This window comes from Variovorax sp. UC122_21 (genome assembly GCF_044056785.1).
Taxonomy (GTDB): domain Bacteria; phylum Pseudomonadota; class Gammaproteobacteria; order Burkholderiales; family Burkholderiaceae_C; genus Variovorax.
Genome location: NZ_CP172003.1, coordinates 1374125 through 1389747, shown reverse-complemented (window position 1 = coordinate 1389747; position 15623 = coordinate 1374125). Strand labels below are relative to the sequence as shown.

The 15623-nt window shown below is 61.6% G+C and carries 19 protein-coding genes and 2 pseudogenes; 11 read left to right on the top strand and 10 right to left on the bottom strand.

Annotated features, from left to right (window positions below; translation table 11 throughout):
- Positions 1 to 5 precede the first annotated feature (5 nt).
- The 4 genes and pseudogenes from ACHMXE_RS07110 to ACHMXE_RS07095 all read right to left on the bottom strand — a co-directional run bounded on the left by ACHMXE_RS07110 (position 6) and on the right by ACHMXE_RS07095 (position 1470).
- A complete protein-coding gene (locus tag ACHMXE_RS07110; protein ID WP_395345116.1) occupies positions 6 to 248 on the bottom strand; it encodes a hypothetical protein in 243 nt (80 codons plus the stop codon).
- 518 nt (positions 249 to 766) lie between these two features.
- The gene (locus ACHMXE_RS07105; RefSeq protein ID WP_395345114.1) at positions 767 to 1009 is read right to left on the bottom strand and encodes a DNA polymerase ligase N-terminal domain-containing protein; all 243 of its coding nucleotides are present in this window, start codon (positions 1007 to 1009) and stop codon (positions 767 to 769) included.
- A gap of 34 nt (positions 1010 to 1043) precedes the next feature.
- Positions 1044 to 1241: pseudogene (locus tag ACHMXE_RS07100) on the bottom strand (DNA polymerase ligase N-terminal domain-containing protein); the annotation flags it as partial.
- A gap of 49 nt (positions 1242 to 1290) precedes the next feature.
- Positions 1291 to 1470, bottom strand: a complete 180-nt coding sequence (locus ACHMXE_RS07095) for a DUF3606 domain-containing protein (protein ID WP_395345112.1) — start codon at positions 1468 to 1470, stop codon at positions 1291 to 1293.
- A 377-nt stretch (positions 1471 to 1847) separates the two neighbouring features.
- On the opposite strand from ACHMXE_RS07095, the gene ACHMXE_RS07090 reads away from it, so the two are divergent.
- Complete coding sequence (locus ACHMXE_RS07090; RefSeq protein ID WP_395345110.1) at positions 1848 to 2402, top strand: alpha/beta fold hydrolase; 555 nt, start codon at positions 1848 to 1850, stop codon at positions 2400 to 2402.
- A gap of 117 nt (positions 2403 to 2519) precedes the next feature.
- A complete protein-coding gene (locus tag ACHMXE_RS07085) occupies positions 2520 to 2687 on the top strand; it encodes an alpha/beta fold hydrolase (protein ID WP_395345108.1) in 168 nt (55 codons plus the stop codon).
- Positions 2688 to 3153: 466 nt separating this feature from the next.
- Here ACHMXE_RS07085 and ACHMXE_RS07080 read toward each other — a convergent pair whose 3' ends face one another.
- Together ACHMXE_RS07080 and ACHMXE_RS07075 are read right to left on the bottom strand one after the other, a co-directional pair.
- On the bottom strand, positions 3154 to 3678 hold the full coding sequence (locus ACHMXE_RS07080) for a DUF4142 domain-containing protein (protein WP_395345106.1): 525 nt from the start codon (positions 3676 to 3678) through the stop codon (positions 3154 to 3156).
- A 19-nt stretch (positions 3679 to 3697) separates the two neighbouring features.
- Positions 3698 to 4195, bottom strand: a complete 498-nt coding sequence (locus tag ACHMXE_RS07075; protein WP_395347457.1) for a ferritin-like domain-containing protein — start codon at positions 4193 to 4195, stop codon at positions 3698 to 3700.
- Positions 4196 to 4647: 452 nt separating this feature from the next.
- Here ACHMXE_RS07075 and ACHMXE_RS07070 point away from each other — a divergent pair, with 452 nt between their 5' ends.
- The 5 genes from ACHMXE_RS07070 to ACHMXE_RS07050 all read left to right on the top strand — a co-directional run bounded on the left by ACHMXE_RS07070 (position 4648) and on the right by ACHMXE_RS07050 (position 8521).
- Positions 4648 to 5463 carry a ZIP family metal transporter gene (locus ACHMXE_RS07070; protein WP_395347455.1) on the top strand — a complete coding sequence of 272 codons (816 nt, stop codon included), beginning with the start codon at positions 4648 to 4650 and terminating at the stop codon, positions 5461 to 5463.
- A gap of 4 nt (positions 5464 to 5467) precedes the next feature.
- Positions 5468 to 5998: a DUF421 domain-containing protein gene (locus tag ACHMXE_RS07065; RefSeq protein ID WP_395345104.1), complete on the top strand. Its 531-nt coding sequence runs from the start codon at positions 5468 to 5470 to the stop codon at positions 5996 to 5998.
- A 70-nt stretch (positions 5999 to 6068) separates the two neighbouring features.
- Positions 6069 to 6596, top strand: coding sequence for a cysteine hydrolase family protein (locus tag ACHMXE_RS07060; protein WP_395345102.1), 528 nt, complete (start codon positions 6069 to 6071; stop codon positions 6594 to 6596).
- A 157-nt stretch (positions 6597 to 6753) separates the two neighbouring features.
- On the top strand, positions 6754 to 7671 hold the full coding sequence (locus ACHMXE_RS07055; RefSeq protein ID WP_395345100.1) for a manganese catalase family protein: 918 nt from the start codon (positions 6754 to 6756) through the stop codon (positions 7669 to 7671).
- A gap of 544 nt (positions 7672 to 8215) precedes the next feature.
- Positions 8216 to 8521 (top strand): hypothetical protein, encoded by a 306-nt coding sequence (locus ACHMXE_RS07050; protein ID WP_395345098.1) that lies wholly within the window; start codon positions 8216 to 8218, stop codon positions 8519 to 8521.
- 470 nt (positions 8522 to 8991) lie between these two features.
- Here ACHMXE_RS07050 and ACHMXE_RS07045 read toward each other — a convergent pair whose 3' ends face one another.
- Positions 8992 to 9324, bottom strand: a complete 333-nt coding sequence (locus ACHMXE_RS07045; RefSeq protein ID WP_395345096.1) for a hypothetical protein — start codon at positions 9322 to 9324, stop codon at positions 8992 to 8994.
- Between the two features lie 118 nt (positions 9325 to 9442).
- A pseudogene (locus tag ACHMXE_RS07040) lies at positions 9443 to 9973 on the bottom strand (hypothetical protein); the annotation flags it as partial.
- Between the two features lie 109 nt (positions 9974 to 10082).
- Between ACHMXE_RS07040 and ACHMXE_RS07035 the strand changes: the two are divergent.
- The 3 genes from ACHMXE_RS07035 (at position 10083) to ACHMXE_RS07025 (ending at position 13039) form a co-directional block, all read left to right on the top strand.
- A complete protein-coding gene (locus ACHMXE_RS07035; protein ID WP_395345094.1) occupies positions 10083 to 11402 on the top strand; it encodes an Nramp family divalent metal transporter in 1320 nt (439 codons plus the stop codon).
- A 319-nt stretch (positions 11403 to 11721) separates the two neighbouring features.
- Positions 11722 to 12417: a guanitoxin biosynthesis heme-dependent pre-guanitoxin N-hydroxylase GntA gene (gntA, locus tag ACHMXE_RS07030; protein WP_395345092.1), complete on the top strand. Its 696-nt coding sequence runs from the start codon at positions 11722 to 11724 to the stop codon at positions 12415 to 12417.
- Positions 12418 to 12427: 10 nt separating this feature from the next.
- Entirely contained in the window at positions 12428 to 13039 is a 612-nt protein-coding gene (locus tag ACHMXE_RS07025; protein ID WP_395345090.1) for a DUF1989 domain-containing protein, read from the top strand.
- Here the strand turns inward: ACHMXE_RS07025 and ACHMXE_RS07020 are convergent.
- Positions 13011 to 14318, bottom strand: a complete 1308-nt coding sequence (locus ACHMXE_RS07020; protein WP_395345088.1) for a YbdK family carboxylate-amine ligase — start codon at positions 14316 to 14318, stop codon at positions 13011 to 13013. The two genes, ACHMXE_RS07025 and ACHMXE_RS07020, sit on opposite strands and share 29 nt — an antisense overlap.
- Before the next feature lie 263 nt (positions 14319 to 14581).
- Between ACHMXE_RS07020 and ACHMXE_RS07015 the strand changes: the two genes are divergently transcribed.
- Positions 14582 to 14773, top strand: a complete 192-nt coding sequence (locus ACHMXE_RS07015) for a hypothetical protein (RefSeq protein WP_395345086.1) — start codon at positions 14582 to 14584, stop codon at positions 14771 to 14773.
- A gap of 530 nt (positions 14774 to 15303) precedes the next feature.
- On the opposite strand, the gene ACHMXE_RS07010 is transcribed toward ACHMXE_RS07015, so the two are convergent.
- The gene (locus ACHMXE_RS07010) at positions 15304 to 15540 is read right to left on the bottom strand and encodes a hypothetical protein (protein WP_395345084.1); all 237 of its coding nucleotides are present in this window, start codon (positions 15538 to 15540) and stop codon (positions 15304 to 15306) included.
- Between the last annotated feature and the right edge of the window lie 83 nt (positions 15541 to 15623).

Here is a 15623-nt window from a genome sequence, read left to right as displayed (position 1 = left end):
CTCTTTTAGCGATCACTCCCTCGAGCTGCATGCTGCATGCGGGACCTGAGGATCGCATGCGGCTCGGCCGGAAAGTCCTGGCTGAACCGCACGTGCTCGGAAGCCTTGTGTGCGAGGAATGCTTCCAGCAGATCTCGGCGTTTTTTGAGCGGCAGCTCCCTCAGGTCCTCGCCTTCGAAGAACGGTGTATCAAACACGAAGAAAACGATTCGATCTTCCCCACGACGCCGGTCGAAGGCGTTCTGCAAAGCGTTGAAGTCCGGCGCACCGTTCTCGCCAGCACCACAATCTCTCCATCGAGAAATGAGCCGCGCAGACCGAGCCCGCTCAGCTCGGACACCAGTTGCGCATCTTGGCGGCCCAGTCGTGACCACCGCGCAGTGATCAGCTGCACTTTGCCCTTGTCCAGCCGCGCCATCAGCCGGTAGCCATCGAACTTGATCTCGTAGGATCCATTCCCGGCACTCGGCACGCCGCTGGCGAGTGTGGCAAGTTGGGGGCCGATTTTTTCCGGCAGCAGTGCCTTCCGGCCTGCTCTTCAGGCGCGAACCTGTCTTCTGCACCTGCGCCTTGCCAGCGCTGAGAGGCGCTTTCGCCGTCGCCCCTTGTTTGGCACGGCCAGGCTTCGTTACGGCGCGGCTTTTTCCACTGCGATCTTTGTTGTCTCGGGTGCTGCTGGCTTGCGTAGCGGCTTGGCAAACACGCTGTCGGGCAGCGCGCTGACGACGTCGAACTCCGCGTGCGACCGCGCGAATTCGTCCTTCTCTTAAACAGGATGCCACGGTTCCTGGCGCTCGCCGCCTTTGGCGATGTTCACCAGCTCCCAGAGGCCCCTGAGCTTGTGGCCATCAAGCCGAAAAACGAGCTTGCCCGCCTTGAGGCCTTTGCGGGGATCCCCGATCGGCTCCCAGGTCCCGTTGTCCCAGACGATGACGGTTCCAGCGCCATATTGCTTTGGAGGAATGGTGCCCTCGGAACGATGCGTAGGACAGAGGGTGGTCTTCCACATGGACGGCGAGGCGCTTTTCTTTGGGGTCGAAGCTTGGGCCCTCGGGGACCGCCCACGACACAAGCACGCCATCCAACTCGAGCCTAAAGTCGTAATGAAGGCGGCTGGCGGCATGCTTCTGAATGACGAAGCCGAGCGCGCCCGCCGAGGGCGTCCCGCCTTCGGCGGGCTCCGCGGTGATCTTGAAGTCGCGCTTCTGCCGATAGGACGCGAGCTTCTTGGTTGCGGCCATGAGCCGGCTCCAACAAATCAGGTTATCCGGCCCTGCTCTTGGCGACTACCTACTTACGTTCAGCAAGGTACCCGCGCACCTCCTGCGCGGAATTGCCAACAGCCTTGACCGCATCGCGCAGCTGCATCTCGCTGCAGCCAAGGCTTTCGGTCCAGGACCTCACCTCGTGCTTTTCTTCCAGCGAGATCAGCTTGCGGTCCAACGCAGTCTTCTTGGTGTCGTCGGTCATGAAAGGCTCCTTCTGATTCAAGAAGCCGGTTGTCGCCGTGGCGCGAGCGCGCTCGCGTAAGCAAATTGAACGATCTGCTGAAGGACAAACTTTGGTTGTCGCCTCGCTGAGATCGACGGGAAGCGCGTGTGTACCCTTGCCGCAAGCCCACGCATGAACGCTTCCACGTCCTACGCTGGCGTGGTGAAAAACGGCCAAATTGGAATCTGCATCCCGCCACCGGCATAGCTTCTCGAATCCGCGCGGCGCATGTCATCCATGGCGGCCCTCCTAAGATCGGCCCATCAGCCTGCATTCGGAAATGGAAGTTGGCATTCGACGCTCGGGCCCTTTAGGCATGCAGGCGCTTCCTTTTATGCTCTAGATTGGAACCAGGCATGGAACACTCCCAGATATCGGTAAACGGCATCACGCTGCATGTCGTCACCGCCGGCCCCCAAACCGCCCCTCTCGTGATCCTGCTGCATGGATTCCCAGAAACTTGGCAGGCTTGGCAGCGATACGTAGAACCTTTCCTCGCGATTGGTTGGCGGGTGGCAATTCCGGATCAAAGAGGCTATGGGCAGTCCGACAAGCCCAGCGGTGTCAGTTCCTATGCACTGGATGTCTTGGCTGACGACATATGCGCGCTTGCAGACGCATTGGATGCGCAGGAGTTTGCGCTCGTGGGCCATGACTGGGGAGGGATCGTCGCATGGCACGTTGCCGCGCGAGACCCCCAACGGGTACAGCGCCTAGCGATTCTGAACGCACCGCACCCGGCGAGTCTTCTCGGCTACGCCCTGTCGCATCCATTTCAACTCGCTCGCAGCGCATACGTCGGCTTCTTCCACCTCCCCTTTTTACCCGAAAACGATGCTCGGCGCGAATCGGTGCGCGCTCTTGCGTGCTTCACTGACTCGCACAAGCAAGCCCGATGCGTTCGACCCTGAGTTGCTGGAGGCGTACTGCGAGGCTTGGAGCCAGCCGCACGCGGTTGCGAGTATGCTGAATTGGTAGCGCGCCATGGCCATCGGGCGCCCTATTCAACCCCAATTGAAGCTCCCACCTTGATCCTCTGGGGAGACCAGGATACGGCGCTGGAGCCTGGCCTGGGTGATGAAGCGCTGAAGTATTGCGCGAAAGGCATTCTTTCGCGCCTGGAGGACGGCACCCACTGGCTTCACCACGAACAGCCTGTGCGCGTCAGCGCGCAGCTCTGCGATTTTTTGAGCTAGCGACCAGCCCGATTACTGGGCGTCAGTACTCCCTTAGGCGCATTCAGCGCTTCTGGACCAGCCGTGCACTAGGACTGCGCGCGTGAGTCCACAGGACGCTCCTCCACCCAACGCATGGCCTGCTGTCGTCCATGCCGCAGTGCCTGAGCTGCTGTTGCATGAAGATCAATGCCTTGCGGGAGGCGCAAGGGATGGCGCAGGAGAAACCACCTCCACACTCGCCCGGTACTGGCCACGTCGTTCGGTCGAAGCTCAATCCGAAATGCGTGGCCCCGGTAAACAAATGCATGCTCGCTGGACATCGAATCCCTACGAAAGAGAGCTCGTTCGAATGAGGGCTCCCCACCCGAGGTTTATCCGGCCCCCCTCCTCGGAAAATGACCAGCGAACGCGCGGAGGGCCGAGATCGCTCTGGTCAGCGCTCCCTCCGGCGTCGAACATCACCACCGTTCGACAGCGACGACTATCATTTCACTGAACCTGCAAGCCGCTGCGAATGTGCCAAGTGGCCCTGGACCACAGGCAGCATCTTTGTTGCGAGCGCCTTTACTTCAGGGTCCTTTGCCTCGGCCTGGGTTTTCTTGAGCAGCTTCTCGGTCGCTTCGTGGTCATCGACGCCAGCCTGTTTCACGTACTGACGGTCGAAAGCATCGCCCTGAAGCGCCTTGAACTTCAGCATCGCTGCTCTGTGTTTCGCGTCAGGTACGTCGGGCAGTTCTACACCCTTGTTCTTGGCCAGGGACCCCACGTCGCTCAGGCCTTTGGTGTGGTCTTCGACCATCATCTGGGCGAACTTCTTGATGTCCGCACTGTTCGTTTTCTCGACGGCGACCTTCCCGGTCTCTACCTCCGCGATGCTCGCTTGCGCGATGTCCTTGAGCATGGATGCGTCAGCGGCCTCGAGCTTAGCCTGAGCCAACACCGCAGAGCTCAGACCGTAGGTGACGGCGAAGACGGCTGCGACCGTGGCGGTACGAAATAGGGTTTTCATCTTGATCCTTTGAAACGGGTCAGCTCGTCGCTTCAGCTTGTTCGATGGCGCTGGCCTCCGCCATGGCGCCGAGGCGCTTGTCGGTCGCTTGCTCCTCGGCTAGCGTGGCTTGCAGCAGCGGCACCGCCGGGGCATAGCCCAGCTTCTTCGCCATGAGGATCAACGAGGTGTAGCTCGCGATCTCGTAGTGCTCGGCCTTTTGGGCCGATCCGATCAACGCTGCATCCAGCACCGGTCCTTCTTGAACTTGATCGACCATGGACAGGGTCTCCTCCACCAGGCCGGCCATGCCCTCGCACTTGATGCGCTTGAGTTTCAGGCCAAGGGCCTCGGCGATTTCTTCAATCCGCTCGACTTGCGCGCGCGTTTCCTCGAGGTGATCCTCGAAGGCCTGAGCCAGCTGAGGGTCCGTGGCCGCACGGGCGAGCCTGGGAAGCGAGCGGGTCATCTGCTTCTCTGCGCTATAGGTATCCGAAAGATCGTGGATGAATAGTTCGGAAGGGGTCTTGATTGGCATATTGATCCTTTGGTATGCAAGGCTGCTATCCGTAGGAGCACGAAACAGCAGCAAGCAGTGAGGGGCCGACGCAGAGCTCGGCGTGTAGTCGCAGAGGCTACGACGCTGTGCGTTAGCGAGCAGCGCGGCGATTGCCAGCATTCGCTATTCATAGGTAGCGTTCGACCTACACGGTCTCGACACGGTTTACGTGAATTTCATGTTTGACCGGTGTCCCCGTCTTTCCTTTTCCTGGGAGGTGATCGATCCGGATGCCTGCGCTGGAAGCAGCCGCATGAATTCGGGGTCTTCGGCGGGTGCCGAAGATTGGAGTCCGGCTTCGGCCGGGCTCATTTTTTTTTCTTGTTCGCGATGCCGGGCCTCTTCACTTGAATCCTCTATCCATCTCACACCGTGGCTCGAAGGGCAAGCGCCTGAGGCGCTGGAGTGGCATCGGCATCGTCGGGTTCGGCATGCTCGTGATGGGCTACGAAGCCGTGGTGGCGATGGACGATGCACCTGCCATCCGCTTGGCGCTTGCCGGGGGAGGGATCGCGGCGCTCGCGACGGCCTTGGGCACCATCCCAGTCCTGCTTTCGCAGCAGTTTTCGCAGCGCGTCTACGACACCATGCTCGGCTTCGGTGCCGGAGTGATGCTCGCCGCAAGCTCGTTCTCGCTGATCATCCCCGCGCTGCAAGCCGCCAAGGGACAAGGAGCTTCGCATTGGGGGGCTGGCGCCATGGTGGGAGCGGGCATCCTGCTGGGCGCCCTTGCGGTGTTGACGCTCGATCGCACCATTCCCCATGAACACTTCGTCAAGGGGGCCGAGGGCCCAGGGTCTCGAACGATGAAGCGGATCTGGCTCTTCGTGTTCGCCATCATCCTGCACAACCTCCCGGAGGGCCTTGCGATCGGCGTGGCCTTCGCAGGAACCGACCCCGTGGGAGCCAGTGCGCTGACGACCGGCATTTCGATCCAGGATGCGCCGGAGGGCCTGGTCGTGGCGCTCGCCCTTCGCAGCGTGGGCTACAGCCGATGGCAGGCGGCGGGCGTGGGGGTGCTCTCCGGGCTGGTCGAGCCGGTCGCAGCGGTGGCCGGCGCCGCGCTGACCAGCATTTCGCCCTCGCTGCTGCCCTGGGGCCTTGCCCTCGCCGCGGGAGCGATGCTGTTCGTGATCAGTCACGAGATCATTCCGGAATCGCACAGGCAGGGCCACGAGACCTTCGCCACAGGCGGGCTCATGCTCGGCTTCGTCGTGATGATGGTTCTTGACACGGCACTAGGGTAAAGAAATGGACGAGCTTCTTTCGCTTTTCGGTCGAGACTTTCCTGTCTGGCACATGGTGGTGCGGGGAACCGTGGTCTACTGGTTCCTGCTTCTGGTGTTTCGCTTTGTCCTGCGTCGCGACATCGGGTCCATGGGCGTGGCGGATCTGCTCTTCGTGGTGTTGGTTGCCGACGCATCCAGCAATGCGATGCAAGGCGAATACAAGTCCATCAATGACGGCTTGGTGCTGCTGGGGACGCTGATCGCCTGGAACTTCGTCCTCGACTGGCTCAGCTACAGATTCGAACCAATCTCCCGCTTGCTCGAGCCTTTGCCTGCGGTGCTGGTGCGACATGGGCAGCTGAATCAGCGCGCGCTGCGCCGGGAGATGATTTCGACGGACGAGCTGATGGGCAAGCTGCGGCAGCAGGGGGTGGAGTCGCTGCGGCAGGTCCGCATCGCGCGCCTCGAAGCAGACGGCCAGTTGAGCGTCTTCAGAAGGGATGGAGGCGATGTCAAGCCTCCCTCGGGGCATGATGGCCCGCCCGGACAATAAACGCGCCGAAGGGGCTCGTTCAAAGGTGCCGGGAAGGCTGGCGACGGAGAGAGCCAGCGGGGGCCTCGCCATGCTCGTGATCGACATGATCAGTTGCTGGGATTTCGAAGATGGAGAAAAGCTGGTGCGCTATGCCGCGCAAATCGCTCCTCACATCGCTCGCCTCAAAGCGAGGGCGGTCCACGCCGGCGTGCCGGTCATCTACGCGAATGACAACGCTGGTCGCTGGCGGTCCGACCTCCGCACGCTGATCGACGATGCGTATCGCGGCGGCGGCCGAGGCGCCAAGATTACAGAACTCCTCATGCCGAGCAAAGAGGACTACTTTGTCCTCAAGCCCAAGCAGTCCGCCTTCTTTGGCACACCTCTTGAGCTGTTGCTTCAACATCTCAAAGCTTCCCAGCTGATCCTCACCGGCGTGGCGAGCGACCAGTGCATTCTGGTGACTGCCTCCGAAGCGGTGATGCGCGACCTCGAAGTGGTCGTGCCGAAGGACTGCGTGGCTTCTCAGACGGCGCAGCGCAATCGCCTCGTTCTGCGGCAGTTGGAACAGATCCACAACATTCCTACTACCGCATCCCCGCGCCTGCGGTTTTAGCGACGGCGGGCGTTGGTTGGAGAACCCAGGGGCCTGCGGGGTGGATTCCTACGCATGCCGTCCGCATCCGCCGTGCATCGACTCGTGGATGAAGCCCAGGATTAATTTTCCAGTTCAGTTGAGCTGGACCCATCCACCCCCACCATGGAGCTTCATCATGTTCTCTCACAACAAACGTCTTCAGTACACCTTGCGCGTCAGTGAAACAAATCCAGGCTTGGCCAACTTGATGCTAGAGCAGTTCGGCGGCGCCCAGGGTGAGCTCGCCGCCGCTTGCCGCTACTTCACACAGGCCATCGCAGAGGAGGACTCGGGCCGCAAGGACATGCTCTTCGACATCGCCACCGAAGAGCTCAGTCACCTCGAAGTGATCGGTACGATGGTTGCCATGCTCAACCGCGGCGCGAAAGGAAGGCTGGCCGAAGGCGTCGACTCGGAAGCAGAGGCCTATCGAACCATCACGGGCGCTGGCAACGACAGCCACCTCACGCAGGTGTTGTATGGCGGTGGACCTGCGCTGGTCAACTCAGCGGGCGTTCCCTGGACCGCGGCTTACGTCGACAGCATCGGCGAACCCACGGCCGACCTGCGCTCGAACATCGCGGCCGAAGCACGGGCCAAGATCGTTTATGAGCGACTGATCAACCTGACCGACGATCCGGGGGTGAAAGAAGCCTTGGGCTTCCTGATGACACGCGAGATCGCGCACCAGAAGTCGTTCGAGAAGGCGCTCTATGCGATCACGCCGAACTTCCCACCCGGCAAGCTTCCCGGCATGCCGGAGTTCACGAAGGTGTACTTCAACATGTCGAAGGGAAGCGATGTGCGCGGGCCGTGGAATCAGGGAGAGCAATGGGATTTCGTCGAGGACCCACTGCCGCAGTGCCCCGTCGACGGAGGCAGTGGTGACGCTTCGGTCAATCTGACTGCGGAAGAAGAAGCTGCCGTGGACGCGCTGGCGGTGCGCACTGCTTCCGATCCGACCAGCGATCCGCAGACCGGCGCTGAACTCGGTATGGGGGAAGACGCGGTGCTGGATGAACTGTCCGCTCAGCTAGAAAAGGCCAAGCCGTGATTGGGCGGCCTGGATCGCCGCGCCCCCCGCTCGCGGTCCAGGCACCCTCGCCGACTGAGAGCAATGGCTACGAGATTTCAGTGCGCTCCTCGCATGGCAGAGTGCTGGTCCAGTTGACCGGTTGTGCGTGTGAGTACCTGAAGCTGGGCAGCGAAACGTTGCTCGAAGCTGTTGCGCGTTCGGGCCCGCTCGTCACGCAGATAGTTGAGGGCATGAGCGTCGACCTGGAGATACCCCGTGTCACCTTATACGCAGGCCACATTGCGGCGCATCGTCGAGAGCGCCACTAGCTCGGGGCGGTCGAACCGCACCGCTGAGCAGGCGGCCCTACTCTATGTCATTTTCGCCCCCGTGGTGCTACGTTGACGCCCGGGGGCCCGAGGTCTTCTTGCGCCACCCGGTTATCACAGAAGCTTCACTGAATCGGCGGTTGCCATGTGGGCGCCCAGCGGTCCCACCTTGCGCCAGTCGCTGCGGCTCCCGAGGATGGCGTCCAATCAAATCTATCTGGCCCCCGAAACCTGGACGAACTCGAGGAATCGAAATGGCCGAGTACAGAGAGAAACAGAAGCTTGCTGCTGTCATGGCCTACAGAAAGGGCGCTGGCGAATTGCGCGCTACCGCCAGCACGCTTACAAGGCCAGTGGGAAAGCTGGGTCTGCTGGCGCGGGAGCGCGCCAACTCCGATGTCGACTCCAAGCTCGAGGTCCTGCACCGGATGCAGGATGAGGGCCTGTCGGGCTGGCTGGCTGCGGCCCTCTTCAACATCCGGCCCCTCAGCCTGACAGCGGAGTGGAATCGGGCGTATGCCGCTCACGGCGCGCCCGCCTTGCAGCCTGGATGGAAATAGGAACAGACGAGGATAAGCAAGCCGCCGAGGAGGCGCGATGACCGTGAGGCGGCGGCAAGTGACTAACGCAGTCGCGGCGAGCTGCTACGCGATCTTCAGCAGCTGCAGGCGGAGAATGCTTACCTGAAAAAGTGCAGGCCTTGGGTCGAACCAAGTCGCGCTCTGCGCCCGTGAAAGGACGTTGATCGTGATCGATTAAACATCCTTCTTGCCGATTTGCTGCGCGGCAGTGCTGGCGCGCAGCAGCTTCTGCTACGAGCTGAAGGCGCTCGGCGCAGCTGACAAGCACAGCGAGCTGAGTGAAGATCCGCGAGATCTTCAAGGTCACAAGGGTCGGCATGGCTGTCGACGGTTCACTGCCGAACTGCGCCAGTAGGGCGCGAAGAAGTGGCTGTTCGCGGGCAGCGAGTTGGCCGGCCAGCGCGCAGCAGTGGTGATGAGTCTCGTGCAGTCGGGCAAGCTCATCGGGATCATTCGATGCTTCTCATAAACTCCATAGTGCCCCGCTCAGCGGTCGCCGCTTCCGGGTTCGGCATCTTGCGGTGCTGCTCAGCCAGTACTTGCGCCGGCATGACCCTGGCCATCGCGACCTGCAACTTGTTCTTACAGCCCGCCGCCACGTCCGCCTCTCCATTCAGCATCGCCTCGAAGCCGACGCGCGCCACTTCTGCTGGGTCGGCTATCTTGCCGTCCTGTCCCACTTTCGTATCGAGCATGTCCGCACGCTCGAAGAACCGGGTGTCCGTCGGTCCGGGCATGAGGCAACTCACGGTTACGCCGAAATCCTTCAACTCGTTGCGCAAGGCGAGCGAGAACGAATCGAGGAAAGCCTTTGTGCCGGTGTAGACCGCCTGGTAGGAGCCCAGGCATGAAGCCCGCGATGGACCCCGTAACTAGGATACGCCCCGACTCCCGTGCGCGCATCGGGCCGGCCAACCGGTGAATCAGGTAGATGGTGCCGGTAACGTTGGTGTCGAGGACAAGCTTTGCCTGCGAGAAGGCTTCGTCGACAAACGCATGACCAAGGCCACGGCCCGCGATGGCGAGCAAGCAATCCACAGGACGATTACCGACGGCGGCCACTAATCGATCAACGCCATCGAGCGTAGAAAAATCTACCTGCGAAGCAATCACTGAGACACACGCATGGCGCAATGCGATCGCGGCCGCCTCGATTTCCGGCTCGTCGAGCGCGATCAAGAGATCGAGGCCGGCGGCGCACAACAGCGTGCAAGTTCCAGGCCGATACCGGAAGACGCTCCGGTGACCACGGCGAAGCACCCGCGGGGAAGTTGGTAAGAAGTACTGGACATGAAGTGCCTCGCGCAAATGATGGCTGATGACGTGTGGTGGAATCTGTAGCCTCCAGCGTTTTCCGGCATGCCATGCGCATATGTAGGCGAGAGGCGAACCAATGTATAGTTCTGTTCGAAAAATGCGTCTGATCGGCATGGGGGCGTGGTCTTGCCTTCAAAGTGCATCCAGGTTGCAGCAGCGTCCTACAGATGGAACTGTGATCGCGCACTACTTTCGGGTTCCCGTGGTCACCGACGAGGCGAGCATGCCGAGGCCGAGCGAGCAGGACGAGAACAACGCCAGTGCTGGCGCAGGCGCCGAGCCTCCCGCGAAGCGCGGCTTCCTGAACCGCCTCGGCCCCGGCCTCATCACCGGCGCCGCCGACGACGACCCCAGCGGCATCGCCACCTACACCCAGGCCGGCGCGCAGTTCGGCTACGGCATGGGCTGGACCCTGCTCTTGACCTATCCGCTGATGGTGGGCATCCAGCTCGCGAGCGCGCGCATCGGCCGCACCACGGGCCGCGGGCTGACCTCGGCCTTCGCCACCCTGTGGCCGCGCCCGGTCGTGTTGCTCGCGGTCGTGCTGCTGCTGGTCGCCAATGTGGTGAACCTCGCGGCCGACATCGGCGCCATGGCCGAGGTCGCGCGGCTGGGCCTGGGCGGACCCGAGGCGCTCTACGCGCTGGGCTTCGGCCTGCTGTCGCTGGCGCTGCAGGCCTGGCTGCCGTACCACCGCTACGTGCGCGTGCTCAAGTGGCTCACGCTCTCGCTGCTGGCCTACGTGGGTGTGGCGCTGGTGGCGCATGTCGACTGGAAGGCAGCGCTCGCGGGCGCGCTGCTGCCGCGCCTGCACTGGGATGCCGAGAGCATCCAGATGGTGGTGGCGATCCTCGGCACCACGATCAGCCCCTACCTGTTCTTCTGGCAGGCGGCGCAGGAGGTGGAGGAGATCGAGCGCGTTCCGCAGGACCATGCGCTCAGGACGCATCCCGCGCAGGCGCGCACGCAACTGCGCCGGCTGCGCTTCGACACCTGGGTCGGCATGGGCTTCTCCAACGCGATCGCCTTCTCGATGATCGTGGCCTCGGCCGCCACCCTGCATGCCCATGGCCAGACCGACGTGGGCTCGACCGCGCAGGCGGCCGAGGCCCTGCGCCCGGTGGCCGGCAGCGCGGCGTTCGCGCTGTTCGCGTTGGGGATCATCGGCACGGGCCTGCTGGCGCTGCCGGTGCTCGGCGGTTCCGCCGCCTATGCCTGCGCCGAGTTCCTGCGCGTGCGCCGCGGGCTCGAGCAGCCGGTGGGCGCGGCGCCGGCCTTCTACGGCATCCTCGCGGCCGCCATGGCCTGCGGTATCGGCATCAGCCTGTGCGGCGTCGATCCGATGAAAGCGCTGGTGTGGGCGGCGGTGCTCAATTCGCTGATGTCGGTGCCGATCATGGTCGGCGTCATGTGGGCCGCCGGCAGCCGCCGCCTCATGGGCGAGCTGGTGCTGCCGCTGCACTGGCGGGTGCTGGGCTGGGCCGCGACCGCGGTCATGGCGCTGGCGACCCTGGCCTTTCTCTGGACCCGCCTGCGTTCCTGACACGAGCGGCTAGAAGGCCAACGGCAGTGGGAGTGCTAGTCAGCACGATGGCGTTGGGCCTCTGGCTCGTGATGCGATCTTCCTCGTCATTGGCGCTGTTTGCACACGTGGGGTTCTCGCAGCTGTAGGTTCTCACAGAGACCCTTCTGATTGCAACAGCCGTGGCGGCGAGAGCCGCAGAAAGCGCGACCGCGGCAGAAGCTCGTCGGAGCTGTCCTGCCTCTCGCTCCGCGCGGCCTACACGCAAGATTTTTTTTCGCACACACGAATGGCGGATTTGCCTTCGACGAGGGCCGGGACGCTTGCCGACCGTTGATGCATGACAGATCAACTCCTCTCCCCCGCCGAAACGGAGCCTTCGTCCAACAGATCTCGCATCGAGGGAATGCGCGCGTTTATCTCGTCCGAGGGATTTCCATGCGTAGGCGCGAAATCCGCGCTCAACAAGAAACGCGTACAGTTCATCGAGCTGCGGACGCTTGGAGATCCATCTCAGACTCCAGAGCTTTTCGACGCCCTTATAGCCTACTCTGCGGCCTTTCCTGACCCTGGCGTCGTGCCGGTGAGCTTTGTGGCCCTGTTCGACGGATCTCCCACCAACGAGATCGAGTTCGAAAAAGCCCTATGGACCCAACTTCAATCGTTGCATGACCTCGATCGAGAACGCGGCTATCACTGGAACTGTGAAGTCAGCCACGATTCAGAGCGCTGCGACTTCTCATTTAGCGTGGGAGGTCGCGCCTTCTTCGTCGTGGGCATGCATCCACAGGCTTCACGCCATGCGCGCCGGTCGGCCGTGCCTTGCTTGGTCTTCAACTTCCACGATCAGTTCGAAGCAATGAAAGCGTCTGGGAAGTACCAGTCGATGCAGGAGGCTATCCGGCAGCGCGACATTGACCTGCAGGGATCAATCAATCCTGTGCTCGCCCGCTTTGGTGAAGCTTCTGAAGCGCGCCAGTACTCCGGACGGGCCGTGGAATCTAACTGGAAGTGTCCGTTTCATCATCACTCTTGAAAGGAATCGAATGATTGAGGAGAAAACGCTGACCCACGCGGCCGGCTGCTGCCGTATCCCGCCGCAGTCGGGCGTCGCCTTCACTTTGCGAAGCGGCCAGATCCTGCGCATCAACGATCCATTCGGCGAACAAGTTGCCGACCTGTACGCCTTCGCACAGGACGACCACAGTTGTAGCCTGTCCTCCGGGCGGTCCATCGACTATGCTTCAAAGATCTACCTGACCAAGGGCGATCTACTCTACGCAAACAACAGCCGTCCAATGTTTCGCATTGTCGATGACACGGTCGGTCGACACGACTTCCTGTTAACCCCGTGCAGCCAGGAGATGTTCGAAATTCTCTATCAGCACCACGGGCATCACCCCAGCTGCTTTGAGAATCTGTACCGAGCTTTTGAACCGTACGGAATTCGTCCGGACCAGATTGGAACAACGTTCAATGTTTTCATGAATGTCGGCGTCACCGAGACCGGCGAGGTTCAAGTCAAGCCACCCACGTCTCGCGCCGGCGACTTTATTGAACTACGCGCTGAGATGGACCTCATCTGCGGATTGACAGCGTGTTCGGCCGAAAATTCGAACAATGGCTCTTTCAAGCCCATTGACTACGAGATACGCTAAGAGGCTCGCGGGGTTTGGCAGGCAAGAGAGGCATCGAGGCGCGCACAGTATCGTCCGGATTTTGAGATGTTTCCATCATCCCCGCTGCAAGGAGCGCCATTTCTTTGACGCTGCGGCAGCGGCCTCTCAAGCTGCGCAGCACGGTTGCGTCGTTCTGGATGGTGCTCACCACCTTGCGCAGGGTTGCGAGTCGTTCTTCATCTCTCGGCGCCGACGCGTGGCGCGCCAAAGTCGACAGCAGGTTCCCGAGGTGGTCTCTCAGAAGCAATTGTTTCCGTGTCATCGGATCGACGTAGATTGCTTTCAGGCCGAACTTCGCGGCTTGATACTTGTTGTACTCGTACACGAGGTAGTCTTCGTCCCGGGGGATAAACGGTTGTGACTCCAGCAGCCACGTTCCGAGAAGTTGCGCGAAGCTGGCGAGTTCGGCGGCTCGCTCGATAGACAACGGGCTATCGAGGACGCGAATCTCGACCGTTCCATACTCAGGCTTCGGTCGGATGTCCCAATGCAAGTCCTTGATTGACTTGATGACCCCGCACGCAAGCCATTTGGACAGACATTCGGTGAGTTCATGCCAGGAGTTCGTAAATGGCGCACGGGGTCCTGTGGGAAACGGGTTCGGGCAGTACGTCCGGGTGGAGTCGAATCCGGTGTCTCTCCCTTCCATGAAGGGACTGGACGCAGAGAGTGCAATAAAGTGCGGCACGTATCTGGCGAGCTGGTGCATCAATAGCGGGACGCGCTCAACGTCAGCGCACCCAAGATGAATATGCTGCCCGAATACAGTTGTCTGCTTGAGTACCTCCCCATACAGCGAAGTCAAGGCGCGATAGCGTGGGCTGTCGAAGATCTGCTGTTCCCACCAGTGCTTGGAAGGATGCAGCCCGCCGCCGGATATGCGGGCGCCGTGTTCGGCGGCCGCGCACGAGACCCTGCTGCGTAGGGTTTCGAGGTCAGCAGCCGCCTCGCAGGCATTCGCACAGACACCGGTGGAGATCTCGATCATGCCGGCGCTCACCTCGGGAACGATTGCCCCTCGTGCCAAAGGCCCGAGAAGACGCGCAGCCTCAAGGATCTGCGGACTCCGCTGAGCGAGATCGCCCGAATCTGCATCGATGAGCTGCAGTTCAAGTTCGACGCCCAGGCTCATATCAGCGGACGGTGCAAAGTCGAACGAAGGATGCGGGGAATTTGGCATGACGGCCTCGCGCTTGTGATGGAAGGGAAGGTCAAGCCACCTCGCCACAGAGCACGTCAGGCTTGCGGTGAGTTTCACGTAGGACAGGCCAGAGTGCCTGTGTGTGTTGACACCGTCTGGTGCGCCTTGCGCGCATAGCTGTCCAACGAAGCAGCGATTTGACGCTGTGGACCCTCATCGACGGCGCTCTGATACCGAAGCTCTCCGGTATCGCGACAACAGCCCCCGGTGCGGACTGGCACAGCGATGCGTGAAGGTTGGATTACGCATCCTCCCTCCGCACGCAGACGCCGACGACGCTTTTCGAGCCCTAGCCTGTTCCCCCTCACCACAGCCACGAGATGATCATCAGCACACCAGACTTTCTCGGCCAGTTTTTTCGCGACGGCTGGGAAGTGCGTTGCGCTGTGACTCGCGCCGCTCCTAACGGCAACCTTTCCGGACGAGCAGAGATTCTTCGGCAGCCTCGAGAACGCCCGCATTTCGAATATCGGCTTCGTCGTGAAGCGCAAGCGGAAACCCAGCGTCCTTGATACGACGCAAAATCCATTGGCATGCCGGCCCCTCCGAAGGGCAGGAAATCTATTAATGCTCGGTGAGCCTCACCAAAGTCACTTTACGTAGGCAACTGCCGAGCGGCAGCGCCCGATCGCACTCATCTTTCGGCCGGCGTTGCTGTCGCGCAGGGGTGAGCAGCACCCGTCCTGAGTTTTCGTCCGACGTTTGGATCAGACACGTCGCAACGCATGGCACCGCGAGAGGAAATTTACCTCACGACCCATGCCTCTCGATACTCCACCACTGTGGCACTTCACGCTCACCCGCTTTCCGGGAGCGCTTGGGGCGGGCGCGCGGAAGTGTGGTGTGGGCGTCGATTGGTCAGCGTGTTTGCTTCGTTCATGTATGAAAGCGAGGCGGAAGTGCGCACGCGGTTGGAGGCAGAGGTCCTCGCCTACATCGCCGAGCGCGGCGGAAGCGCATCGCTGCGATTCGAGCCCTGTGGACGTTAGCAAGTCCACGTAGCGCTCGGACGTCGTGCCTACGGCCCCATCGCACCCTCCCGCTACTCAACCAAGTCCTTCAGGAAAACTGCGGCGATCATCGCGGCCGCTCGTCTGTCCTCCACCATATCGGCGATGCACATCAGCGGCTCGTCCTCATAAGACAGGTCGCGCAGCTCGAGCAAATACTGCCGCGCCAGATCCTTGTCTGTTCTGGACCGCTCACCTGGAGTAAGCAACCAATCCTCCACCTCACTGCGATACGCCGCCCGGAAGACCGCCCGCACGGGCCGCTTCACGCGGCCGGTATCTCCGGCTTGGATGGCAAGTTCAAACCTGCAGGATAAGTTTCCCAGGAGCTCGGGTCTGCTGGGGGGTTCAT